The organism is Chelatococcus sp. HY11 (assembly GCF_018398335.1).
Classification (GTDB): domain Bacteria; phylum Pseudomonadota; class Alphaproteobacteria; order Rhizobiales; family Beijerinckiaceae; genus Chelatococcus.
Genome location: NZ_JAHBRX010000002.1, coordinates 1763667 through 1786767, shown reverse-complemented (window position 1 = coordinate 1786767; position 23101 = coordinate 1763667). Strand labels below are relative to the sequence as shown.

The 23101-nt window shown below is 63.7% G+C and carries 22 protein-coding genes; 15 read left to right on the top strand and 7 right to left on the bottom strand.

Annotated elements, in window-relative coordinates; all coding sequences use genetic code 11:
- From KIO74_RS28970 to KIO74_RS28950, 5 genes are all read right to left on the bottom strand, one after another.
- Positions 1-435 carry a TRAP transporter small permease gene (locus KIO74_RS28970; protein ID WP_213338888.1) on the bottom strand — a complete coding sequence of 145 codons (435 nt, stop codon included), beginning with the start codon at positions 433-435 and terminating at the stop codon, positions 1-3.
- Positions 436-720: 285 nt separating this feature from the next.
- On the bottom strand, positions 721-1710 hold the full coding sequence (locus KIO74_RS28965) for a C4-dicarboxylate TRAP transporter substrate-binding protein (RefSeq protein ID WP_213338886.1): 990 nt from the start codon (positions 1708-1710) through the stop codon (positions 721-723).
- Positions 1711-1935: 225 nt separating this feature from the next.
- Positions 1936-3132: an ABC transporter substrate-binding protein gene (locus tag KIO74_RS28960; protein ID WP_213338885.1), complete on the bottom strand. Its 1197-nt coding sequence runs from the start codon at positions 3130-3132 to the stop codon at positions 1936-1938.
- Positions 3133-3143: 11 nt separating this feature from the next.
- The gene (locus tag KIO74_RS28955) at positions 3144-3899 is read right to left on the bottom strand and encodes an enoyl-CoA hydratase/isomerase family protein (protein ID WP_213338883.1); all 756 of its coding nucleotides are present in this window, start codon (positions 3897-3899) and stop codon (positions 3144-3146) included.
- A complete protein-coding gene (locus KIO74_RS28950; protein WP_283772194.1) occupies positions 3896-5134 on the bottom strand; it encodes a CaiB/BaiF CoA transferase family protein in 1239 nt (412 codons plus the stop codon). The genes KIO74_RS28955 and KIO74_RS28950 overlap by 4 nt, the downstream gene beginning before the upstream one ends.
- Before the next feature lie 220 nt (positions 5135-5354).
- Between KIO74_RS28950 and KIO74_RS28945 the strand changes: the two genes are divergently transcribed.
- The 14 genes from KIO74_RS28945 (at position 5355) to ilvA (ending at position 20769) form a co-directional block, all read left to right on the top strand.
- Positions 5355-6056, top strand: coding sequence for a GntR family transcriptional regulator (locus tag KIO74_RS28945; RefSeq protein ID WP_213338879.1), 702 nt, complete (start codon positions 5355-5357; stop codon positions 6054-6056).
- Between the two features lie 223 nt (positions 6057-6279).
- Positions 6280-7080 carry a GntR family transcriptional regulator gene (locus KIO74_RS28940; RefSeq protein WP_213338877.1) on the top strand — a complete coding sequence of 267 codons (801 nt, stop codon included), beginning with the start codon at positions 6280-6282 and terminating at the stop codon, positions 7078-7080.
- Between the two features lie 35 nt (positions 7081-7115).
- Positions 7116-8618, top strand: coding sequence for an ABC transporter substrate-binding protein (locus KIO74_RS28935; protein ID WP_213338875.1), 1503 nt, complete (start codon positions 7116-7118; stop codon positions 8616-8618).
- Positions 8619-8707: 89 nt separating this feature from the next.
- Entirely contained in the window at positions 8708-10210 is a 1503-nt protein-coding gene (locus KIO74_RS28930; RefSeq protein WP_213338874.1) for an ABC transporter substrate-binding protein, read from the top strand.
- 494 nt (positions 10211-10704) lie between these two features.
- Positions 10705-11634, top strand: a complete 930-nt coding sequence (locus KIO74_RS28925; protein WP_213338872.1) for an ABC transporter permease — start codon at positions 10705-10707, stop codon at positions 11632-11634.
- Positions 11631-12500: an ABC transporter permease gene (locus KIO74_RS28920; RefSeq protein ID WP_213338870.1), complete on the top strand. Its 870-nt coding sequence runs from the start codon at positions 11631-11633 to the stop codon at positions 12498-12500. The genes KIO74_RS28925 and KIO74_RS28920 overlap by 4 nt, the downstream gene beginning before the upstream one ends.
- An 8-nt stretch (positions 12501-12508) precedes the next feature.
- On the top strand, positions 12509-13300 hold the full coding sequence (locus KIO74_RS28915) for an SDR family NAD(P)-dependent oxidoreductase (RefSeq protein WP_213338868.1): 792 nt from the start codon (positions 12509-12511) through the stop codon (positions 13298-13300).
- 11 nt (positions 13301-13311) lie between these two features.
- On the top strand, positions 13312-14214 hold the full coding sequence (locus KIO74_RS28910; RefSeq protein WP_213338867.1) for a polysaccharide deacetylase family protein: 903 nt from the start codon (positions 13312-13314) through the stop codon (positions 14212-14214).
- A 5-nt stretch (positions 14215-14219) separates the two neighbouring features.
- The gene (locus KIO74_RS28905) at positions 14220-15773 is read left to right on the top strand and encodes a gamma-glutamyltransferase (RefSeq protein WP_213338866.1); all 1554 of its coding nucleotides are present in this window, start codon (positions 14220-14222) and stop codon (positions 15771-15773) included.
- On the top strand, positions 15763-16761 hold the full coding sequence (locus KIO74_RS28900) for an ABC transporter ATP-binding protein (RefSeq protein ID WP_213338865.1): 999 nt from the start codon (positions 15763-15765) through the stop codon (positions 16759-16761). Before KIO74_RS28905 ends, KIO74_RS28900 begins: the two co-directional genes overlap by 11 nt.
- Before the next feature lie 13 nt (positions 16762-16774).
- Complete coding sequence (locus KIO74_RS28895) at positions 16775-17797, top strand: oligopeptide/dipeptide ABC transporter ATP-binding protein (protein WP_213339330.1); 1023 nt, start codon at positions 16775-16777, stop codon at positions 17795-17797.
- A 12-nt stretch (positions 17798-17809) separates the two neighbouring features.
- Positions 17810-18217 (top strand): RidA family protein, encoded by a 408-nt coding sequence (locus KIO74_RS28890; protein WP_213338864.1) that lies wholly within the window; start codon positions 17810-17812, stop codon positions 18215-18217.
- 250 nt (positions 18218-18467) lie between these two features.
- Entirely contained in the window at positions 18468-18935 is a 468-nt protein-coding gene (locus KIO74_RS28885; protein ID WP_213338858.1) for a RidA family protein, read from the top strand.
- Positions 18936-19242: 307 nt separating this feature from the next.
- The gene (ilvA, locus tag KIO74_RS28880; protein ID WP_213339328.1) at positions 19243-20769 is read left to right on the top strand and encodes a threonine ammonia-lyase, biosynthetic; all 1527 of its coding nucleotides are present in this window, start codon (positions 19243-19245) and stop codon (positions 20767-20769) included.
- 138 nt (positions 20770-20907) lie between these two features.
- Here the strand turns inward: ilvA and KIO74_RS28875 are convergent, their stop codons facing one another.
- Together KIO74_RS28875 and KIO74_RS28870 are read right to left on the bottom strand one after the other, a co-directional pair.
- Complete coding sequence (locus tag KIO74_RS28875) at positions 20908-21150, bottom strand: HP1242/YdcH family protein (protein ID WP_213338856.1); 243 nt, start codon at positions 21148-21150, stop codon at positions 20908-20910.
- A 116-nt stretch (positions 21151-21266) separates the two neighbouring features.
- On the bottom strand, positions 21267-21497 hold the full coding sequence (locus tag KIO74_RS28870) for a hypothetical protein (RefSeq protein ID WP_213338855.1): 231 nt from the start codon (positions 21495-21497) through the stop codon (positions 21267-21269).
- A 142-nt stretch (positions 21498-21639) separates the two neighbouring features.
- On the opposite strand from KIO74_RS28870, the gene KIO74_RS28865 reads away from it, so the two are divergent.
- Positions 21640-23064, top strand: coding sequence for a helix-turn-helix domain-containing protein (locus KIO74_RS28865; RefSeq protein ID WP_213338854.1), 1425 nt, complete (start codon positions 21640-21642; stop codon positions 23062-23064).
- Positions 23065-23101 lie beyond the last annotated feature (37 nt).

The window sequence follows — 23101 nt, the reverse complement described above, 5'->3', positions numbered from 1 at the left end:
TTAAACCTCCGGATCGGTGTAGTTCTTGAGCCGTACGCACTCAGCCTCTTGCCAATTGCGCAAAATATCGATGACTTGGGCGAGTGAATGGATCGCAATAAGGGCAAAGCTTATCGGGATTGCTATATAGACATAAAAATACGGTACACTGACCATATCGATTTCGCGATCCCACGAATTCATGCTCAGGTTATAGCCGATCCGGACCATATGCAGCGATACGAGAAAGATGGCTCCGGACATCGCAAGGTGAAGCCACGGCTTGCCCGCCTTCGGGATAAATACTGAGAAGCCCTCGATGCCTATGTGCTGCAACTTCCGGACCGCGCCGGCGCTCCCAAGGAAGACGAGCCAGACGAATAACGCGGTCGCGACTTCGGCGGAACCCGCGAAGCTGACATTGAGGATATAGCGGCAGAGCACATCGATGATCACCAGAACTGTCATCAATGCGAGCAGAGAGCCTGGAAGAACATTTTCCGCCCACTGCACGAAGCGCTTTGCGAACATGGGACCCCGTCTTCTTTGAGCACTTTCAGATCTGATGGAATTGCCGAGCCCCAAGCATCATGGCCGGGCTTTGTCCCGGCCATCGCGATGTGTCTGGCGCGTGCCTTGTTATGCGGGATCCCCGGCAAGAGACCAACTTATCGGAATGGCCGGGGATGACGCCGGTAAGGCAGGTGCTTCAATGGGTCGGACAATGCACACACGTTCCACTTACATCTGAGCGCCGACAATGGCGCGGACCTTGTCCAAGAGGCCAGGGCTCCAGTCCTTGTAGTCCTTGTAGATCGGCATGACGGCTGCCTTGTAGCCCTCGATGTCGGGGGTGACGATCGTCACGCCGGCCTTCTGCATCTGCGCCTGCAACTCACCCTGGCGTTCGGCGCCCTGCTTGCTGTAGCGCTCGCCGCCAGCAGCCATTTCCTCGATCAGGACAGTGCGCTGGTCGGCGGGAAGGCTGTCGAACACGGTCTTGTTCATCATGAGCCCGAGAACCTGCTTGACGTGCCCGGTCTTGGTGATGAACGGCGCGGGCTCATAGAGTTTCGAGCTGTAGATCGAACCCGTCGGGCCTTCCGCCGCATCGACCACGCCCTGCTGGAGGGCGCTGTAGACCTCGGCGAAATCAAGCGTCACGGGCGAAACGCCGAGCGCCTTGAAGGAATCGATGTAGATCGGGATTGGGGCGAGCCGGAACTTAACATGAGCGAGATCGCTGACCTTCGGGTAGCCTTTGCGGCCCACGATGTGGCGATCACCGAAGAACCAGTTGAACGCGAGCATCTTGATGCCGTTTTTCTCACCCTGGGCAAGCCAGCTCTTGGCAAGATCGGACTTGAGGACCTTCGTGACCTCCTCGTAGTCCTTGAAGACGAAAGGCGCCGACAGGATTCCGACATCCTTTGTCGCATAGCTGGCAAAATAGCCGGAATCGACGATCGTTATGATCGGCGCGCCCATCTTCACCTGTTCGTGCACATCGCGCTCGCTGCCAAGCTGCCCGCCGGGGAAGAGTTCGAGCACAAGCTTGCCGCCCGTGCGCTCCTTCACCCGCGCCGCGACCTCCTGCAGGATGACGTTCTGCAGCTCCGCCGCGGCCTGGCCCGTGCCGATACGCAGGACCGTCTGAGCCTGTGCGGGCAAGGCCATTGCGAGCGCTGCCGCGGCAATACCAACTCCAACCAGCTTCTTGAATAATTTCACGTGACCCTCCCGAATTCCTTCAGCAAGGGCGACCTGATACCAATGATATGGCGGTCGCCGGCCTCACTGGGCAGAAGCAGCCCGCCCGCCCCTGAGACGGGCTTGTCCCGAGGCTTGCCGCGCTGCCAGATTGAATATTCGCCGGTCCGTTCGACCGATCTCATCATCTTGGGAGACGCTGTCTCCGCTTCCACACACCCTTGCAGCGCCACGGCCCGGCGGAGCTCAGGCCACAGCCTGAGCCTGCGTCGCGCCCACGAGGTCACGCATCGCCGCCAGCAATGCCGACCGCGTCGTCTCCTTTCTCAGGTAGGAACCGACATGGTGGCCGGCCTGCTTTTCAAATCGGCCGAAGCCTCTGAAGCGGGGGCGGATCGCGGCGTGCTGCAACGTCTCTCCCACCGCTGAAAAATAGCCGTTGAAGGCTTGATCGATCGCGCCGTCCGACCACGCCGACATCGTCGCCGGCTGGCCGTGATGGCTGGCGAAAATGCCATCTTGCGTTTCGCTTTGCAGGAGGAAGGCGACATAGGCTCTCGCGGCTTCGGGATCGGCGCAATGCGCCGTTATACCGACGGCCGCGCCGCCAACCAATGTCCCCGCGCATAGCGGCGCATCAAGCCCGGGGAAAGGGCCGAACGCCAGACGTCTTTGGCCGAAATCAGCTTCGCCATAGGTGGCGTAGCCATAGGTCAGCGGACAATACGCAAGATCATCCCGGGTCGTCATCGCGTCATGCAAGGCGATGGAGTTGAAATGTCCACTGTCGGGATGAGCATAGCCCAGGACTTCATCAAGAGCATCGAGCGCCTGCGCGAACGCATCCAGATCGAAGACGAGGCCACCTTCAGGCGTCGCCGTCCAAGGCGCGCCCCGGTTGTGCATCAGCGTGCCGGCCGCCAGAAAGCCGTGGTGATCGCCATTGGCGAGGCCGAGCCAAAGCCCTTGTCGGCGCGCGGCGCGGCCCAGCGCGATCACCTCCTCCCACCGCTGGGGAACGGGACAGTCCAACGACCGGAGCAGGTCCGGACGGTAAATCGCGTTCATGGTCGCCGCATCGACCGGCGCCCCCCAGACCTTCCCTCGCCAGCGGTAGCTTCTCAGCGACGGCCCGGCGTAAGTCGCCTCAGCCGTGCCGCCGGGAACCCGCGCCAGCACGTCATCGAGCGGAAGAAACAAGCCCGAGCCCGCAATTTCCCCGATGAAGGGATGATCGAACACCAGGAGATCGCAATCGCGGATGGCCTCGGCGAGCGGCTGGTGCTCAAACGCCCTGAGATCGCGAACCGCCCATTCGACGCCCCGGCCCCCGTGCCGCGCGGCAAACACGCGGCTCGCCTCGACCAACGGGTCGATCGCGCGCCGATGACCCCAGGTGATCCCGCGCAGCGGCTGATGTGACAGGCTTCCCTCATCCGCCATGCCTGCCCCCATCACGGCGTCTTGCGCGCGTTGAACATTTGCGCCCCCGCCTTGTCGTTACCGGCGGCGAAGCACAGCGCCATCAGCTCGTTCTCGATCTGAAGGCCAAGATCGAGATTGCCGTTCATGCCGGCCCGCACGGCAGCCTTTGTCGCCTGGGTGGCAACGGGCGAATAGCTGGCGATCTGCTTGGCGAGTTCGCGGGCCCGCGGCAGAACCTCGTCATCCTCCACCACTTCCTCGACGAGGCCGATCCGCAGGGCCTCCTCGGCGGTGATCCGCTGGCCCGTCAGCAAAATCCGCATGGCCTGGCCGTAGCCGATCAGGCGTGGCAGATACTGGGATGTCCCGCCGGCCCCCACCCAGCCCAGCCCGATTTCCGGCGAGCCGAGAACCGCGCTGCGCGCGGCGATGCGAATGTCGGAGGCGACCGCGAGTTCATGGCCGCCGCCGAGCGCCCAGCCGCGCAGAACGGCAATGACCGGCTGCCGAATGGCGCGGATCTGGGTGACATAGTCGACGCGGTTGCGCCAATCCCAGAAGTCCTCGTATTCCTTGAGCGTGTTGATGTCGGTGCCGGCACAGAAGGCCCGCTCGCCCTCCCCCCTCAGGACGACGACGTGGATGGAGCGCGTCTGGTTGATCTCCTGGCTCAATTCGCGCAACAGCTTGAACATCGCCGGCGTCATGGTGTTCAACTTGGCCGGCCGGTTAAGCACGAGTTCAGCCACATGCCCGTCCTGCTCAATATATATGTCCGCCTTCATCGGGCCGCTCCCGTCGTGTGCAGCGCCTGACGCGCGCTGTCGTCAAAGCCGAGTTCCGCCAGCACTTCGTCAGTGTGCTCGCCGAGGCGCGGGGCAGTCCTGAGCGTACGTGTCTCGCCGGTGTCGATCGCCGGGGCCAGGGTGCGATACGGGCCGCCGGCATGGTCGATCTCCGTGACAAAGGGGCGGAACTGCTCATGCTGTGCGAGGTCCGCGTAGCTCTGCACCGGATTGACCCAGATATCGAGCGGGGTCAGCCGGCTGATCAGCTCTTCCGTCGTATATTTAGCGACATGCCGCGCGACATGGCTCGCCGCCTTGTCACGCCAGCGGCGGCGCGCCTCGACATCCGCATGGGGCGGCGCTTCCTCGCCGAGCCCGGCGAGTTCCGGATCCCCGAAGGCATCGGCAAGTGCCGGAAAGCGTGCCTGCGCGATCGCGAGGAAGCCATCCGCGGTCCGGTAGATGCCGTAGGGCGGCTCCATGTACACGCTGGCGAAAGGCCGTTCGGACCGTGGTGCCAGACGCCCGGTGTTGAGAAAAGTGGAGATCTCCTGGATCTGGATCTCCAGCGCGGCGGCGAGCAGCGACACCTTGAATTCGCGCCCCTTGCCCGTGCGCTGGGCCTCGATATAGCCGGACAGCGCCGCCTCCGTCGCCAGATGCGAGGCTGAGGTATCGACCATATAGACCGGAGAGGGATGGGGCAGGCCGTCGTCGGTGCCCGCGTTAAAGGCTAGCCCTGAGAATGACTGTACCAGAAGGTCCTGGCCCGGCCTGTCGACCATCGGCCCCTCGTCGCCGTAACCGCTGATGGCCACATAGACCAGCTTTGGGTTGATGCGATTGAGCGTGGCGAAATCGATGCCGAGTTTTGCGGCGACGCGCGGCCGGAAATTCTGCACCAGAATATCGGACTGGGCGACGAGCCGATGCAAAACCTCCTGGGACGACGGCTGCTTCAGGTCGAGGCAAATGCCACGCTTGCCGCGATTGAGCATGAGGAAGGCGCTCGATTCCTCACCGTGCCAATAGCCGTCGATCGGCCACTGCCGGGAGAAATCCCCGGTCGGGGATTCGATCTTGATAACGTCGGCGCCAAGATCGCTCATGCGTGACGTTGCCAATGGGCCCGCCATGGCAATCGTCAAATCGAGCACTCTGACACCCTTGAGGACGGAACTGGAGGAATGAGCTGCGGCGGACACGGGCACCTGCCTGGTTAAACAATCCATAGATCATAAATCATATATGATCTATGATCGCAAGCGGCAAAAGGCGCGTTATCCCGGTCTATCCCCGGCGAAGGCATGAACGGGAGACGGCATGAACGGGAGACGGCTTGGATCAGAGACGGCTTGGACCTAGCGAAGACGTTGGACCCGCCCCCGACGGTTCGCGCGGCCCTGTCGGCTTTCCGCTTTCGAGAATCGGCCAAAGGCTATAAAGGTCACGATGATGGAGCCCATACGCGAGCCCGCTTTGCCCCCTTCCGACCGACCCGGCCGGAGCGATCTGCAGCGCTCCAATCTCGTCGACCAGATCCACGACGAACTGCATCGTCGCATCACGGACAGGTTGATGGCGGCGGGGGAGCGCATCATCATCGACAAGCTCGCGGCCGAATTCGGCGTCAGCCTCATTCCCGTGCGGGAGGCGCTCGCCCGTCTCAAGGTCGAACGGCTGGTCACTCATGAATCGAACAAGGGCTATCGTGTCGCCCCGGCCCCCGAGGGCTTCGAGATGCGCAAGCTCTTCGAGGCACGGCTCGTCGTGGAACTGGGGGCGCTCGAGCAAGGCTTCGCCAACCTCACCGACGCACTCGTCGAACAGCTCGCCGCCATCAATGCGACCATTCGCAACGGCGACTATGGCCCGGAGTTCGCGAGCTTTCGCGACTTCATCGATCGCAATGCCCATTTCCACCGGCTGATCGTCGGGCTCGCCCAGAATCCGTTCATCGACGAGGCCTACAGCACGCTGGGTTATCATCAGCGTGTCGCCCAGACGCTGTTCGGGCGCGGTCCCGACAATCTGGATATGATCGTGAGCGAACACGACACCATCGTCGAGGCTTTGCGCAGGCGCGACCTCGCCGCCGCGAAGCAGGCACTCGGCGACCATATTCGCCACGGCATGGACCCTTATCTGGCATAGAGCGCGGCGCTCCGGGCCCTTCCTGGAACGACAGGCGGTCGCGTGAGCGGGCCACGTCAGATCGCGCCTTCCGCGCCTCCTTTTTCATGACGGCAACACACATCGCGCTTTCCTAGCTCAACGCGAGGATGCGGAAAGCTCCCGCCATCTTGAGCACAAACGCGCCTGCCAATTTGTGAGATCTCACAAATCTCTTGTGAGATCTCACAAGCTGTGCTCAGCTATGCATATGCTTGACCGATCGTCTCCGTTTCTGACCACGGCACCTCCCGGGCCTGCGACCAAGAACGCAGTTGCCGGACAGGTACTCCGCCACGCCCTTCTGACCTGTGACATCGTGCCGGGCTCCGCCTTTTCCGAGGTCGAAGTCGAGCTCCGTTACAGGTTGGGGCGAGCGAGCATCCGTGGGGCGCTCGCTGGCCTTGCGGGAGAAGGCCTCGTGACGCCCCTGCCGCGTCAGGGTTGGCGCGCCGCGCCGATAACCGGGGCTTTGATCAGCAGCCTCATTGCGGCGCGGCGCCAGATCGAGCCAATGCTGGCTAAACGCAAGCTTTCGACCGCCGAAATATCCCGCCTTGAATCGCTCGTGATGCTCGATGTCGCGCTCGCAGGCAGGGAAGACTTGCAGGCCATCACGACCGCGCGCGTCACCGATCGCCAGATCATGGACGTCATCGCCATCGACAGCGGGGTCTTCCAGCGCAAATGGCTCACGGAGGTTTGGGACCATTGCACCCGTGTTCTCGCCTTCCTCGAGACCGGTGAGGACAAGTATCATCCGGCATCGCGAGCCGATCTCGTTGCCGCGCTCAGGGCTGGCGACGCGAGCCGAGCCAGTGCGGAACTGCTTCGCGATATCGATGCCTTTGAACATTTTGTCGGGCAGGCGGCCCTGAAGCGCTCGGATTTTTCCATGGGTGCTATGGAAAAGCGGTCCGCGCGCCGTGTTCGCGACAAGTCGACATCAAATGCAACGACGAGCGTGCCACCCATCGGGACATTGGATACGCCACGCAGATCTTGAGCATGACAGTCTAGCGCGTTTCGGGGAGAACTCAGATGACGTCACTTAGCTCTAAAGTCGCAGCAATTTTACTCGGGTTTTCTGTCGCGGCCGCGCCGGGTGCGCTTCTCGCCAAGGACAGGCTGACGGTGGATCTCGTCAATGAGCCTTCCTCGCTCGATCCGCAAGTGCAATGGAACCCGGACAGCTACTACGTCTACCGCAACATCTTCGACAATCTGCTGACCCGGGACGACAAGGGCGACATCATTCCCCAGGTCGCAACATCCTGGAAATACCTGTCCGACACCGAGATCGAATTTCAAATCCGTGACGACATCACCTTCCATGACGGCAAGAAACTGACTGCCGAGGATGTGGCTTTCAGCGTGCAACGCATCACCGATCCGAAGTTCGGCAGCCCTCAGCTCGGGCAGTTCAACAAGATCATCAAGGCCGAGGCTACAAGCCCGACGACGGTGAAGTTGACGACCGACGGCGCCTATCCCGCGCTGCTCGCCCAGCTCACCAAGCTGTCGATCGTACCGAAACACGTGGTCGAGGCCCTCGGCAAGGATGCCTTCAACCTGAAGCCGATTGGCAGCGGGCCTTACAAGTTCGACAACTGGCAGCGCGGCGTGCAGGTGACGCTCACGGCGAACGCCGACTATTGGGGGGACAAGGGCCCCTTCCCGACCGCCGTGTTTCGCGCGGTGCCGGACGCCTCGACGCGCGTCGCCAATCTGCAGGCAGGCACCAGCGACATCGCCGTCACGCTCGATTCCGATCTGGCCGAGCAGCTCAAGTCCTCCGCGAGGGCCAAGGTGCTCTCGGTGCTGACCGAGCGCGTCGCCTATCTTCGTCTCAACCCGACGAAAGCCCCCTTCGACAACACGAAGGTGAGGCAGGCGGTTGCTTACGCGATTGACAAGGATGGCCTGATCGACGGGATTCTCGGCGGGTACGACAAGCCCGTGCCGGAGATGCTGACCCCCTCGCATGTGGGATGGGTCGCCGATATCAAGGCCCCCTCCTATGATCTCGCCAAGGCCAAGGCCCTGGTGGCCGAAGCCGGCCCCGCGGCCAAGGCCGAGATCGAACTCGCGACGTCACCCGTGTTCGACCAGCGGATCGTGCAGGCGATCCAGCAGATGCTGGCGGAGGCCGGTTTGAACGTGAAGATCAACATGTCCGACATGGCCAATTACCTGAAGCGCGCCCAGGGTGGCGTCGACGCGACGCCCGCGCTCAGCTTCGGCCGGTGGTCGTGCTCGTGCCAGGATGCCGACGGTGTTCTCTTCCCGCTTCTCCACAAGAGCAGCTCCTGGTCCGTCTATCGCAATGACAAGGCCGATGCCTTGCTCGAGGACGCCCGCGCCACCCTTGATGAGAAGAAGCGGCTCGAGGACTATCGGCAGGTCCACGAGATCGTCGCCGAGGACGTGCCGCTTGTGCCGCTTTACCAGGTCGCGGCGATCTATGGCGCTGCAAAGCCTCTACAGTGGCAGCCCTCACCCGGTGAGAGCCTCTTCCTCAACCGCATGAGCTGGAAAGAATAGCCGAAGACTGGGGATGCCCGCCCCTCTTTTGAACCAATAATGACGGGCTTCACAACACATTTCAGACGGAACTCAATGGGAGAACTGATATGTCGATGCGAGGCAGGGGGCTCGTGGCGGCCCTTCTTGGGTTATGCCTGACGGTCGCGCCAGGTGCGCTGATGGCGAAGGACAAGCTGACGGTGGATCTCGTCAACGAGCCGTCGTCACTTGATCCGCAGGTGCAATGGAATCCGGACAGTTACTTCGTCTACCGCAATATCTTCGACAATCTCGTCACGCGTGACGACAAAGGCGAGATTGTCCCGCAGATCGCGACATCCTGGAAATACCTGTCCGATACGGAAGTCGAATTCCAGATCAGGGATGACGTCACCTTCCATGACGGCAAGAAACTGACTGCCGAGGATGTGGCTTTCAGCGTTCAGCGCATCACCGATCCAAAGTTCGGCAGCCCGCAGCTCAGCCAATTCAACAAGATCATCAAGGCGGAGGCCGTCAATCCGACGACGGTGAAGTTGACGACGGATGGCGCCTATCCCGCGCTGCTCGCCCAGCTCGTCAAGCTGTCGATCGTGCCGAAGCACGTGGTCGAGGCCGTCGGCAAGGACGCGTTCAACCTGAAGCCCGTCGGAAGCGGCCCCTACACATTCGACAACTGGCAGCGCGGCGTGCAGGTCACCCTCAGCGCCAACCCCACTTACTGGGGCCAGAAAGGCCCCTTCCCCACCGCCGTGTTCCGCGCCGTTCCGGATGCCGCGACCCGCGTCGCCAATCTCCAGGCCGGCACCACGGATCTCGCCGTGACGCTCGATTCCGACCTCGCGGCGCAGCTCAAGAATTCGCAGAGGGCGAAGGTTCTTTCGGTCCTGACCGAACGCGTCGCCTATCTCGCCATGAATGTGCAGAAGGCGCCGCTCAACGATCCGAAGCTGCGTGAGGCCATTGCCTATGCCATCGACAAGGAGGGGCTCGTCGACGGCATCCTCGGCGGTTATGACAAGGCGGTTCCGCAGATGCTCTCGCCAGCCCATGTCGGCTGGGTCGAAGGCATCGAGGCCCTGCCCTTCGATCTCGCCAAGGCCAAGGCTCTCGTGGCGGAAGCCGGCCCCAAGGGAAAACAGGAGATCGGGCTCCTGACCTCGCCGGTCTATGACCAGCGGGTGGTGCAAGCCATCCAGCAGATGCTGCGCGAGGCCGGCCTGAACGTCAAAATCGACATGACGGACATGGCGACCTGGCTGAAGCAGATGCAGAGCGGGCCGGATGTCATTCCGCAGATGGCGTTCAGCCGCTGGTCCTGCGCCTGTCAGGATGCGGATGGGGTGCTATTTCCGATCCTGCATTCGTCGAGCGGCTGGGCCAACGCCAACGACAAGGCGATCGACAGCCTCCTGGTGGACGCACGCCAGACACTTGACGAGAAAAAGCGTCTTGACGCCTATCGCGGCGTGCACGAGCGGGTGCGGACCGAGCGGTTCATCATTCCGCTCTACCAGGTCGGCATCGTCTATGGCGCCGCCAAGGGCCTGCAATGGACGCCGACGCCCAACGAGAGCCTGTTCATCAACCGCATGAGCTGGAAGGACTAAGGTCGATCGATATTCAGCGGAAAGGATGCGTTCTCGGCTCCTGTCATCCCCGGCGGCCAGCATAGCTGGCCGGGAAGGCGATCCATGAAGCGGCGCCTTGATGTCTGGATCCCCTTCCCGGCGCGACGCGCCGCCGGGGATGACAACGGGGAGCCGTCGCGGTTGATCTCTCCCCCCTCGGGGGGGAGGGTGGCCTCGCGTCAGCGAGGTCGGGTTGGGGCGCGCGGGCGGAGACGATACTTCTGGCCAGCAAGTAATATTGCCTTTCGGTCGGGGCAGCGTCGGGTGGCCCCACCCGGCGCCTACGGCGCCACCCTCCCCTTGAGGGGAGGGATCGGCCCGTTGCGAGGGGCTTGATGACACAGGGGTTGCCAAGCCTCGTCCCGGCTGAAGGACCAAACGTCGGTCGATCCCGCAGACCTCCCCGGGGGTCCTTCGGGATCCCCAGACGCGATACCATCACGTTTCACCTTGATCGGCAGGAATGCAGATAGATGCGGCGGTTCCTCATTAGGCGGATAGGACAGGTGATCGGCACGATTTTCGGTGTCGTTACCCTGATCTTCTTCCTGCAGCGCCTGACCGGAGATCCGACGTTCCTGCTCGTGCCGGAGACGGCGACGCAGGCGGATATCGACGCCCTGCGTCATTCGCTGGGTTTCGATCGCCCGCTGATCGTGCAGTATCTGGATTTTCTGGGGCAGATCGCCAGGTTCGACCTCGGCCGTTCGGTCATTCAGAACATTCCGGTCTGGGATATCATCGCCTCGCGCCTGCCCTACACATTGCAGCTCGCGGGCGGCGCCTTCCTCGTCGCCTTCGGGCTCGGCATTCCCGTCGGCATCGTGCTGGCCTTGCATCGCGAACATATCGCGGCACGCCTGCTCGCCGGCATCGTGCTGTCCGCCCAGAGCATGCCGACGTTCTGGAGCGGCATCCTCCTGATCATGATCTTCGCGGTCACACTTGGCTGGCTGCCGCCGTCATCGGCGGGGGGCATCGACCATCTCATCATGCCATCCTTCGCGCTCGGCCTCCTCAGCATGGCGACCTTCGCGCGCATCACACGCACATCGCTGCTTGATGAACTGTCGAAGGACTATGTACGGACGGCACGCTCGCGCGGCGTCCCGATCGGCAGGCTGCTCGTCCGCCACCTCGCCCGCAACGCCTCCATCCCCATCATCACGGTCTCGGCGCTGGAAATTTCCAACCTGCTCGCCGGTGCCGTGATCGTCGAGACCGTCTTCGCCTGGCCGGGCCTCGGGCAGGTCACCGTCCAGTCCATTCTTGCGCGCGATTTTCTCGTCGTCCAAGGTGTCGTCCTGCTCGGCGCCTTCGTGACCGTCGCGCTCAATCTCGCCGCGGACCTCCTCTACAGCGCCGTCGATCCGCGCATCCGTCTTGACGGAGCGGGCCGATGAGCGCGGTGATATCAGCGCCCACCCGCCGCAAGCCGCGCGCTCACCTCGCCAGACGGGCGCTGCGCTGGGCTCCCGTTGCCCTGATCGTATTCGCCATCCTTGTTGCCGTATTCGCGCCGTTCATCGCCCCCTATGATCCCAACGCGCAGAATCTTCTCGGCCGGATGAAGCCTCCGGGCACGGTCTCCCGCAGTTTTCACTACCTCCTCGGCAGCGATGAACTAGGACGGGACCTGCTGAGCCGGTTGATCTTCGGCGCGCGCGTCTCGTTGTTCGTTGCCTTCGCTTCCGTCATCCTGTCCGGTGTCATCGGCGTCCTGCTCGGAATGCTGGCGGGCTACCTGCGCGGCTGGGTGGAAGTGGTCGTGATGCGGCTCGTCGATGTCTTTCTGTCGATTCCGGCGATCCTGCTGGCCATCATCACGGTCGCCGTGCTCGGCCCGGGCCTCATCAACGTCATCGTGGTGCTGGCGCTGACGCGTTGGCCGCGTTACGCCCGCATCGCCTACGGCCAGACCCTCGGCGTCGCCAATATGCCCTATGTCCGGCTCGCGGCCTTCATGGGCGCCTCCGCGCCGCGCATCCTGCTGCGGCATATCCTCCCCAATATCATCGGCGCCGTCACGGTGGTGGCGACGCTCGAGTTCGGGCTCATGGTCCTGTTCGAGGCGGGCCTCTCCTTCCTCGGCATGGGCGTGCAGCCGCCGACATCGAGCTGGGGCGCCATGTTGAGCTCAGGCCGCAACTATCTCGCCACCGCCTGGTGGATCGCCACCTTCCCCGGCATCTGCTTGTTCCTGCTCGTCCTGGCCGTCAATTTGATCGGCGACGATCTGCGTGATCGTTTCGATCCTCGTTCACAGTGAGGCATTTCATGGATTTCTTCTCCGATATTGCCGGCAAGCGCGCTGTCGTTACCGGCGCCTGCGGGGTCATTGGCCGCTGGATAGCCCAGTCGTTGCGCGACGCGGGCGCGGATCTCTGCCTCACGGACACGGATGGCGATGCCCTCAAGGCCTACGCGGACGAGCTTGGTCTCGGCGGCGCGGGGTTCACCCATGCCGCCGATCTGACGGACGAGGCTTCGATCAACGGCCTCGTCAATGCCATCGACCAGCATTGGGGAGCGGCGGATATCCTCGTCAACAACGCGGGCATATATCCAAGCGGCTTCCTGCTCGACATCTCCACGCAGGATTTCGACCGGATCTTCGCGATCAACCTGCGCGCGCCTTTCATCCTGACGAAGGGCATTGCCTTGCAGATGATCGCCAAGGGCATCAAGGGCTCGGTCATCAACATCTCATCCGGCGCTTCGCGCAAGATGCGGCGCACCGTCGTGCCCTACTGCACATCGAAGACGGCGCTCGATCGGCTGACGAAGGGCTTTGCCATCGAGCTCGCCGAATTCGGCATCCGCGTCAATGCGCTGGAGCCGGGCTTCGCGGCCGGTTCATCCGTCAGCAGCCTCACCGAGGACCATATCAGTAACACCATCGCGGCGATCCCGCTTGGCCGGCCTTCCTCGCCGGGTGACGTGGCCAATGGGCTCCTCTATCTCGCAAGCGATGCCTCCGCCTATGTCACCGGCGCGACCCTGACGATCGACGGCGGCAATTCCATCGGCTCGCTCGCCGTCCACCAGGCCAAGAAGCACCCGTTGTGAGCGAGGCCGAAATGCCTGATCAGTCTTCCCGCGCCAATCCCTCACCGCGCTATGTCTGGCCGGAGGGCAAGCAAAGCGCCTTTGCCTTCTCCATCGACGTGGATGCGGACGCGCCCCTTCTGTGGAACGTCCGGGACGAGCCGCCGTCACGCCTGCTCGGCCATATGGAGCAGCGGCTGTTCGGGCCGCGCGTCGGCATCTGGCGGATCCTCGATCTGCTCGACCGCTTCGGGGTCAAGGCAAGCTTCTATGTGCCCGGCGCCGTGGCGGAACAGCACCCGGACCTCCTGCCCGCCTTCGTCGCGCGCGGCCATGAGATCGGCCTGCACGGCTATTTCCATGAGATCGTTTCCCAAGTCTCCGACGACGAGTTCACGGGCGCGCTCGAAGCCTCCCTGGCGATCTTCCAGGCGCAGGTCGGCATCAAGCCGAAGGGCTTTCGCTCGCCGGCCTGGGAAATGACGCCGCATATGCTGGCCGAGATCAGAAAGTACGGGCTGTATGACAGCTCGCTCTCCGGCTTCGACCATCCCTATACGATCGGCGATGTGGTCGAGGTGCCGGTGCAGTGGGCGATCGACGACGCGATCTATTTCAAGTTCCTCGGCGGCGGCGCCGATGCCTGGCCCCCACAGGCAACCCAGCCCATCCTCGACAACTGGCTCGACGAATGGGACATGCTGCATGCCGAAGGCGGCCTTTTGATGCTCACCGTCCATGACTGGATCTCAGGGCGCGCCCATCGCATCCGCATGCTGGAGCGGCTGCTGACGCGCATCACGGCGACGTCGGGGGCCTGGATCGCGACTGTCGGCGAGATAGCCGCCTACCACGCGAGTTCCACCAATGCCGCGCGGTTCACAGTCCCCGTGAGAACGCCCGAGCCGATCGCCGATCGGCGTTTCGGAAGATAGACATCATGCAGACCTTCTCGATCCACAAGCCGGCCGTGCGCTCCCGCCACGGTCTCGTCGCCGCCCAGAACCGCTACGCGGCGGAAGCGGGCGCCGCCGTTCTCGCCCGTGGCGGCAATGCCATGGACGCGGCCATCGTCACGGCGCTGGTACTCAGCATTGTGGAGCCCTGGCTCTCCGGCATCGGCGGCGGCGGTTTCCTGCTCCATGCCGATGGCACGACTGGCGAGGTCTCGACGCTCGATTTCAACGTCATGTCGCCGCGCGCGCTCGACCCGGCGGATTATCCCCTGTCCCGCGCCAAGATCGGCAACTGGTTCGACTGGCCGACCGTCGAGGGTGAGCGCAACGTCTCCGGCTATACCTCCATGTGCGTTCCCGGCGCGATCGCCGGCTTCGCGGAAGCCCTGGCGCGCTTTGGCACCCTGTCCTGGGAGGAAGCGCTGCAGCCGGCGATCGCCCATGCGGAACGCGGGCTGGAAGTCGATTGGTTCACATCCCTTTCGCTTGCGGTCGAGGCGGCGGCCCTCGCCCACTATCCGGCGAGCGCGGCCCTTTTTCTCGAAAACGGCCGGGCGCCCCGCGCCGGCGACGCCAATAATCCCCACTTCCGCCCCATGCCCGAAAAGGCAAAGCTCCTGAGGCGCCTCGCCCATGCCGGCGCGCGAGATTTCTATGAAGGCGAGGTAGCCCGCACCCTCCTCGCTGATCTCACGGACGGCGGTTGCGTTATCGACGCACGGGATCTCGCCGACTACCGCCCTGTCTGGCGGGCGCCCGCAACCGGCCGTTACCGCGACCTCGACATTCACGTCATTCCCGGCCTGAGCGGCGGGCCGACCTTCCTCGACGCCTGCCGGCGGCTCGCGAAGCATGATCTCGCGGCGAGCGTGCCGATGGCCGATGCCGCGCTCGCCTATGCCACGGCGATCCGACAGGCCTATGAGGAGCGGCTGACCACGATGGGCCATGCGGCGACGCCTGCGGCGGGCTGCACCAGCCATCTCAGCGTCGTGGACTCCAAGGGCACGATGGTTTCGCTCACCAACACCCTGCTGTCGCGCTTCGGGTCCAAGGTGGTGCTGCCGCGCGCCGGTATCCTGATGAACAATGGCGTGATGTGGTTCGACCCGCGCCCCGGCCAGCCCAATGCGATCAAGGGAGGGGTGAAGCCGCTCGCCAACATGTGCCCGCTCATCGCGAGCCGGCGGGGCCAGCCGCTGCTCGCGATCGGCGCGGCCGGCGGACGGACCATCTTCCCCACCGTGCTCCAGATCATGTCCTATATGGCGGACCGTGGGCTGACACTGGAGGAAGCCTTCCATACGCCGCGTCTCGACGCGAGCACGCCAACCATCCGCGTCAATACCAAGGCTGATCGGGGCGTCGCGGCCAGAGTCGGAACGCGCTATCCCGTGGAGATCGTCGAGGATACGCTCTATCCCGTCAATTTCGCGGTCCCCTCCGCCGTCATGCGCGAGGGCGCCGACAATATCGGCATGGCTCATCCGACAAGCCCCTGGGCCTCTGTCGCGGTCGGAGCACCCGATGGCCGCTGACATCGCCGCCCGTGGCAACGAGCCCCTGCTCGCGATCGATAACCTGCGCATCGCGATCGCCGGTGTCAACGTGGTGGACGGCGTGTCGCTTACGGCCGATGCGGGACGCATTCTGGCGATCGTCGGCGAAAGCGGTTGCGGCAAGAGCCTGACCGCGCTCTCGATCCTGCGTCTTCTCCCCAAGGCCGCCAGCGTCACCGGGGGCACGATCGATCTCGAGGGCACGGATCTCATCCGCATCTCCGATGGCGAATTGCAGACCATCCGTGGCAATCGCGCGTCGATCATCTTCCAGGAGCCGATCGCCTCGCTCAACCCCCTGATGCGTGTCGGCACACAGGTCGAGGAGGCGCTGCGCCTGCATCGCGGGTTGTCGCATGGGCAAGCGCGGCGCGAGGCTGTCGCGATGCTGGCGAGCGTTGGCATTCCGGACCCGGAGCGGCGCGCCGGCCAATATCCGTTCGAGATGTCCGGCGGGATGTGCCAGCGTGTCATGATCGCCGCCGCGCTCATCTGCCGCCCGCGCCTCCTGATCGCCGACGAGCCGACCACGGCGCTCGATGTGACGATCCAGGCCCAGATCCTCGATCTCATGAAGCGGCTTCGCGACGAGGTGGGCACCTCGATCATCATCATTACTCACGACATGGGCGTGGTGGCCGAAATGGCTGACGATGTCGCTGTCATGTACGGCGGACGTGTCGTCGAGAAAGGGACGGCCGACGCGGTGTTTTCAGAGCCGGCGCATCCCTATACGCGCCTGTTGCTGGCAACGGTTCCGCGCCTCGATGGACATCGCAAGGAGATTTTGCGCACGATCGAAGGTATCGTACCGAGCGTCGACCAGTGGCCGCGGGGGTGCCGCTTCCGCAGCCGTTGCCCGTTGGAGAGCGAGATCTGCGAGACGCGGCCACCGCTCAACCCTGTCGGAACGCCGGCTCACGCGGCAGCGTGCTGGCACACCGACCGCGTCGCGGAACTGGCTTGAGGGAGAGCGCATGATGAACGCCGCAGGGCTGCTCCTCAGCGTCCGCGATCTCAAGGTTCATTTTCCGGTGCGCGACGGCCGCAACGGCGTCGTGAAAGCCGTCGACGGCATCACATTCGATGTGCCGGCGGGGCGCACGATTGCCCTGGTCGGCGAAAGCGGCTGCGGCAAGTCCACGACCGCCTACGGCATTATCGGGCTGGAACCGGTCACATCAGGCTCGATCCTCTTTGAGGGGCGCGAGATAGCGCGGCTCGACAGGAAGGCTCGCCGCGCGCTCGCAACCGAAATGCAGATCGTGTTCCAGGATCCGAGCGCGGCTCTCAATCCCAAGATGACGATAGGCGAGAGCATCGCCGAACCGCTGATCGTGCAGGGATGGCGCAAGCGGGACTGGCGCAAGCGGGTCGCGGAGCTGCTCGACAGGGTCGGGCTGCCCGCCGCCTATGCCGAGCGCACGCCCAACGCGTTGTCCGGCGGCCAGCGCCAGCGCGTCGTGATCGCCCGGGCGCTTGCGCTGTCACCAAAGCTGCTCGTGCTCGACGAGCCGGTATCGGCGCTCGACGTCTCCATTCGCTCGCAGATCCTCAACCTGCTCATGGTTCTGCAGAAGGAGCTCGGTCTCGCCTATCTCTTCATCTCGCATGACCTGTCGGTCGTCCGCCATATCGCGGACGAGGTCATCGTCATGTATCTCGGCACTGTCGCCGAGCGCGGGGAAACGGGCGTCCTCTTCGATCATCCGTGCCATCCTTATACCCAGGCGCTCATCTCGGCGATCCCGTTGCCGGACCCACGGGCGCAGCGCGCACGCGAGCGCATCATCCTCAAGGGCGACCTGCCGAGCCCGTTCAATCCGCCTGTTGGCTGCCCCTTCGTCAGCCGCTGCCCCATCCGGATTGAGCCCTGCGACACGATGCGCCCCAGCCTGCAATCGGTTCCGACCGGTACGGAAGCCGCCTGTCTCGTCAGGGCGCCGGCGCCGCTGGCCGGTCACGCACAAACGTCCACCCGCGCCAAGATCCTCAGTGCATAAGCGAACAAGACCATGATCGAACGCAAGAACCCGCCGAACCTCGCCCCACCCGTCGGCCGTTATCATCACCTCACGGTTATTCCGGCCGGCAGCGACATTCTCGCGATAGCGGGACAGGTCGGCCTCGATGAGGAGGGCCATCTCCCGGACACGGTCGAAGAGCAACTCGCCAATGCCTTCGCCAATGTCACGCGGATCCTCGAAAGCGAAGGCCTCGACCATCGCGCCGTGTTCAAGATCAACATGTGGCTGACGAAACCGGTGACCCGCGAGCGTTATGTCGAGATCTGGCGGGCTTTCCATCACGACGAACCGCCCGCCAGCATGTTCGCCTATGTCGCGGCGCTGATCAGCCCCGAGTATCTCGTTGAAGTCGAGGCCTGGGCGGCGCGTCCCGCCAAGGCGACGCTTCCGGCTTGAGCACGCGGGACAGAGGCTGGACGGCAATACCCGGTTGAGCTCAGCGCCTATCGGCATGCAGTGTTTGGCGCCGGAGACTCTGTGTCATCTTAGACTCTGCAACGCCCGATCCCTCCCCCGGCGTGTCTCCCGGGCTCACCACGAAGCAACGCCCCGGGATGACCGGCTCGGGCTATCCTTGAAGGCCGATTCAGCCTAGACCTTGCCTCAGCCTTCGTGGCGCAGGCGCGACGACAAGGGGAGGATCGACATGACACCGGAAGACAGACTGGCTGCGCTCGGGATCACGTTGCCGGCGGCGCCAAAACCCATTGCGAATTATGTGCCCTGCCGCATCATCGGAGACATGCTGTATCTCTCCGGGCAGGGTCCGCGCCAGCCGGGCGGCGGCTACAGCGTCGGTCGTCTCGGCAAGGACGCGACTATAGAGCAAGGCTATCAGGATGCCCGCACCTCCGGGTTGCTCCTGCTTGCGGTCGCCAAGGACGCGCTGGGTGATCTCTCCCGCGTCAAAGCCGTCGTCAAGTTGCTCGGCATGGTCAATGCCGAACCCGATTTCGCCGATCACCCCAAGGTCATAAATGGCTGCTCGGATCTCTTCGTCGAGGTGTTCGGCGAGGCTGGCCGCCATGCGCGCTCGGCCGTCGGCATGGGCTCGCTGCCCAACCGGATGACGGTCGAAGTCGAGGCCATCCTGCAGATCGACGCGTCGAACTGAGACGCGTCACAGCCGACGTTCCTCCAAGATTTCTTGCAAGGCTTCTTGCAAGACCTCTTGCGGGGCTTTTCGCCAAGCTTAGTATTAAGTCCTCGCAAGTGCTTGATCTTAGAAAGAATCCAGCCAAGCATCAAGCTATTGACCCCTCGGTCGGCCGGCACTAGACCAGTCGCGATCGGGAGGTCGCGAAGGCGCATCTTCCGTGACTGTCCTGTCCGCCACAATGAGGATGCTCGTGGTGCGGTATTGCGCGCCGACATCCCCTGGATGTCGCCGCGATGTCCGGCACACGGGCGATTGCATGACCATGCTGGATTACATCAAGCGCATCCTGACCGCTTCCGTTTATGACGTTGCGGTGGAAACCCCGCTCGACCCGATGCCGCGCCTGTCCCAAAGGCTCGGCATCAAGGTGTTGCTGAAACGTGAGGATCTCCAGCCGGTCTTCTCCTTCAAGCTGCGCGGCGCCTATAACAAGATCGCTCGGCTCTCGGCGGATGAGCGCGCCCGTGGTGTCGTCTGCGCCTCGGCGGGCAACCATGCCCAGGGCGTCGCGCTGGCAACGGCGCGGCTTGGCATTCGCGCCATCGTCGTCATGCCGCGCACCACGCCGGGCATCAAGGTCAGCGCCGTGCGCAGCCATGGAGCCGAGGTGGTTCTCCACGGCGATACCTTCGACGAGGCGCGCGTCCACGCCGAAGCGCTCGTGGCGCGCGACGGCCTCGTTTTCGTCCACCCCTATGACGATCCCGATGTCATCGCCGGCCAGGGCACCATCGGCGTCGAGATCCTGCACCAATGCGCCGGCCCTCTCGACGCCGTCTTCGTGCCGATCGGCGGTGGCGGACTGGCAGCCGGCGTCGCCACTTATGTCAAATTCCTCCGACCTGACGTGAAGGTCATGGGCGTGGAGCCCGATGACGCAGCCTGCATGGCGGCCGCCATCGAGGCGGGTGAGCGTGTCGTTCTACAGCATGTCGGCCTGTTCGCCGACGGCGTCGCGGTGCGCCAGGCGGGCGCCGAGACTTTCCGGCTCTGCCGCGATCTGCTCGACGGCGTCGTCCGTGTGACCGGCGACGAGATCTGCGCGGCGATCAAGGACATCTTCGACGACACGCGCGCCATCGCCGAGCCGGCCGGCGCGGTGGGGCTCGCGGGACTGAAGCGCTATTGCGAGGACAATGCGGCCTTCGGAAAGGTGATGATCGCCATCAACTCAGGCGCCAATCTCAATTTCGACCGTCTGCGCCATGTCGCGGAACGCGCGGAAATCGGTGAGCGGAGCGAAGCGCTGCTCGCCGTCACCATTCCCGAGGAGCCGGGCAGCTACCGCGCCTTCATCCGCACGCTGGGCGACCGTTCCATCACGGAGTTCAACTATCGCTATGCGCCCGGCGCCGACGCCCGGATCTTCGTCGGCGTGAAGCTCTCGGACGGCGACCGGGAGAAGCAGCACATCGTCGACCATCTCACAGGTAAGGGTTTCCCCGTCATCGACATGACCGACAATGAGCTCGCCAAGCTCCATGTACGCCATATGGTCGGCGGACGCGTCGCGCAGCTTGAGGACGAGCAGCTTTATCGCTTCCAGTTTCCCGAGCGCCCGGGTGCCCTGCTCGCCTTCCTGGAGGGTCTCAGGCCCGACTGGAACATCTCCCTGTTCCACTATCGCAATCACGGCGCCGACTACGGGCGGGTGCTTGCCGGGGTACAGGTTCGCAATGGCGGACAGGCGGCCTTCGAGCGCTATCTCGACACGCTCGACTGCCCCTATTGGAACGAAACCGACAATCCGGCCTATCGCCTGTTTCTCGACGGGCATGCCGCCAGGTGAGCGAGGCGGTGGACACGGTTGATCGCCACGGCCTTGTCTGAGCGGCCTAGCGAATGCGAGGGCCTCGCGGCGGCGCGGAGACCGGATAGATAGCGGCGATGCCGATATGGTGTCACATCGGCACCTGTGCGCCGCGATTTAGCTCGCGTCAGCGAGGGCGTTCGTGATGGCGTCCTTCAAGGCGAGGCGTTGTTTGCGCAGGGCCGTCTCGACCTCCTGGCTGACGGGCTCGATATTGGTCTCCGCCCGGTGAACCTGGTCGTTCACCGCATCATAGTCCTCAAGGATCTTCGCGAAGGCCGCGTCCTTCACCTTGAGCGCATGGATGGCCTCGAGCTGCTCGGGGAATTCCTCGCCGAGCGTATGGGGCGTATTCGACATGTCATCTCCTTGTACCGGTCTGTTCGCTCAACCTAGGGATTGAGATGTAGACGACATTGATCGGCGTCAATGCGACGGTCGGTCGTTGATGAAGCTTGTCGATCAGGATGGAGGCCTCAACCGGCCGCCCGCCGCGCGAAGGTCGCCGCGATCAGCTGTTGGCCGCCGAACATGGGCTGGCCGCCATCGGCATTCGCCATGGTGAAGCTGTGCCGGCCGGCGCGATGGACGATCGCGAACTGGCGCCCGGAGAGCCCCTGTTCCTGGAAGGTCCGGTGGATCTCGGTCATGTCGGCGCCGATGATGGTGACGAATTCCGTCTCGTCGTGGGGCTGCTGAATGTTCATGACGAACCTCGCTGTTTGCTGTCAGTAAATATTTGACAAGCCCGCCCGAATGGCAAGATATATAACGATATGAGGGTGTTAAGTTGTAAATCCTTGTAAAGATCGCCGTCCGTTTTTGTAAATCGCGCTGTCGGGACATGACATGGCCAAAGACAATCCGCAGATCGGCGCCCGTATCCAGCGGCTGCGCCGGCAGGCCAGGACATCGCAGGCGGAGCTTGCGGATATCCTCGGCATCTCGGCGAGCTATCTTAATCTCATCGAGCACAACCGGCGGCGCATCACCGTGCCGCTCCTGATGAAGATCGCCGGCCATTTCCGGGTCGAGCCGGGGGAGCTCGTCGAAAGCGACGAAACGCGCCTCACCGGTGATCTCATGGAGATCTTCGGCGATGACCTCTTCGCGGAAAGCGCATTGACCAACCAGGACATCCGCGATTTTGCCTTCTCCAATCCGTCCGTCGGGCGGGCCGTCGTGCGTCTCTTCGACCAGTATCGCCAACTCAAGACGAACAGCAGGCTCGGCACGGGCGCGCCCGCCGAAACGGGGCATCATGTGGCCACCGATGCCGTCTCCGACTTCATCCAGCTCAACGCCAATCATTTTCCGACGCTCGAGGCGGCGGCGGAGCGCGTGCGCGCCGACATCGACCAGATGTCGGAGAACCTGGAGCATGGCCTGCGCTCCTATCTGTTCAACGTCTTCGGGCTCAACTGGCGTCTGGCCACCCTGCCGCCCGGCATCATGCAGCGCGTCGACACGCCGGGGCGCGAAATCCTGACGGCCGAGGCCCTGCCGGCGGAGACGAGCCTGTTCGCCGTTGCCCATCATCTGGGCCTTCTGGCGGCCACCCTCGATATAGAGAGACTGATCGGCGAAAGCGAGTTGCCCGCCGACGCGCCCGTGCTGGCGCGCAATGCGCTCGCCAGCTATTTCGCCGCCGCGCTGATCATGCCCTATGAGCCGTTCCTGAAGGCCTGCCGGGAAACGCGCTACGACATCGAGCGGATCGGCCGACGTTTCCGGGTCAGCTTCGAGCAGGTCTGCCACCGCATGACGACCCTTCAGCGCCCGGGCCAGGCCGGCATTCCGCTGCATCTCGTGCGCACGGATATCGCCGGCAACATCTCCAAGCGCTTCTCGCTGTCAGGAATCCATATTCCCCGCCACTCCGGCGCCTGTCCGCGCTGGAACGTCTACGGCGCCTTCCTGCAACAAGGACAGATCAACGTGCAGATCAGCCAGATGCCGGAAGGACAGCGCTACTTCTGCATCGCGCGGACGCAGACGAAGAGCGGGCCGCAATACAACGCGCCCCGGCGACATTTCTCCATTGGCCTCGGCTGTCACGTCAGCCAGGCCACGCAGATGATCTATTCGGATGGCATCGACCTCAACAATCCGGCGCTCTCTGTGCCGATCGGCGTCGGCTGCCGCATCTGCCCGCGGCTCGATTGTGAACAGCGCGCCCACCCGCCCGCCGACCACCGCTTCACCTCCGACGGCCGCGAGGGCGAGCGCGGCGAGAGCATCTATGTGCATCCGAACGCGCAATGGGGGCGGTAGATTCAAGGCGGCAGCCTAGGATAGCCGGCGCAAATCC

What these genes read in the sequence shown, in the direction of transcription:
- KIO74_RS28925 (WP_213338872.1), top strand. Translation starts at nt 10,705, where the DNA reads ATGCGGCGGTTCCTCATTAGGCGGATAGGACAGGTGATCGGCACGATT.
- KIO74_RS28920 (WP_213338870.1), top strand. Translation starts at nt 11,631, where the DNA reads ATGAGCGCGGTGATATCAGCGCCCACCCGCCGCAAGCCGCGCGCTCAC.
- KIO74_RS28940 (WP_213338877.1), top strand. Translation starts at nt 6,280, where the DNA reads ATGCATATGCTTGACCGATCGTCTCCGTTTCTGACCACGGCACCTCCC.
- KIO74_RS28930 (WP_213338874.1), top strand. Translation starts at nt 8,708, where the DNA reads ATGTCGATGCGAGGCAGGGGGCTCGTGGCGGCCCTTCTTGGGTTATGC.
- KIO74_RS28910 (WP_213338867.1), top strand. Translation starts at nt 13,312, where the DNA reads ATGCCTGATCAGTCTTCCCGCGCCAATCCCTCACCGCGCTATGTCTGG.
- KIO74_RS28950 (WP_283772194.1), bottom strand. Translation starts at nt 5,134, where the DNA reads ATGGATTGTTTAACCAGGCAGGTGCCCGTGTCCGCCGCAGCTCATTCC.
- KIO74_RS28865 (WP_213338854.1), top strand. Translation starts at nt 21,640, where the DNA reads ATGGCCAAAGACAATCCGCAGATCGGCGCCCGTATCCAGCGGCTGCGC.
- KIO74_RS28895 (WP_213339330.1), top strand. Translation starts at nt 16,775, where the DNA reads ATGAACGCCGCAGGGCTGCTCCTCAGCGTCCGCGATCTCAAGGTTCAT.
- KIO74_RS28870 (WP_213338855.1), bottom strand. Translation starts at nt 21,497, where the DNA reads ATGAACATTCAGCAGCCCCACGACGAGACGGAATTCGTCACCATCATC.
- KIO74_RS28900 (WP_213338865.1), top strand. Translation starts at nt 15,763, where the DNA reads ATGGCCGCTGACATCGCCGCCCGTGGCAACGAGCCCCTGCTCGCGATC.
- KIO74_RS28945 (WP_213338879.1), top strand. Translation starts at nt 5,355, where the DNA reads ATGATGGAGCCCATACGCGAGCCCGCTTTGCCCCCTTCCGACCGACCC.
- KIO74_RS28890 (WP_213338864.1), top strand. Translation starts at nt 17,810, where the DNA reads ATGATCGAACGCAAGAACCCGCCGAACCTCGCCCCACCCGTCGGCCGT.
- KIO74_RS28875 (WP_213338856.1), bottom strand. Translation starts at nt 21,150, where the DNA reads ATGTCGAATACGCCCCATACGCTCGGCGAGGAATTCCCCGAGCAGCTC.
- KIO74_RS28905 (WP_213338866.1), top strand. Translation starts at nt 14,220, where the DNA reads ATGCAGACCTTCTCGATCCACAAGCCGGCCGTGCGCTCCCGCCACGGT.
- KIO74_RS28915 (WP_213338868.1), top strand. Translation starts at nt 12,509, where the DNA reads ATGGATTTCTTCTCCGATATTGCCGGCAAGCGCGCTGTCGTTACCGGC.
- KIO74_RS28935 (WP_213338875.1), top strand. Translation starts at nt 7,116, where the DNA reads ATGACGTCACTTAGCTCTAAAGTCGCAGCAATTTTACTCGGGTTTTCT.
- ilvA (WP_213339328.1), top strand. Translation starts at nt 19,243, where the DNA reads ATGCTGGATTACATCAAGCGCATCCTGACCGCTTCCGTTTATGACGTT.
- KIO74_RS28885 (WP_213338858.1), top strand. Translation starts at nt 18,468, where the DNA reads ATGACACCGGAAGACAGACTGGCTGCGCTCGGGATCACGTTGCCGGCG.
- KIO74_RS28960 (WP_213338885.1), bottom strand. Translation starts at nt 3,132, where the DNA reads ATGGCGGATGAGGGAAGCCTGTCACATCAGCCGCTGCGCGGGATCACC.
- KIO74_RS28955 (WP_213338883.1), bottom strand. Translation starts at nt 3,899, where the DNA reads ATGAAGGCGGACATATATATTGAGCAGGACGGGCATGTGGCTGAACTC.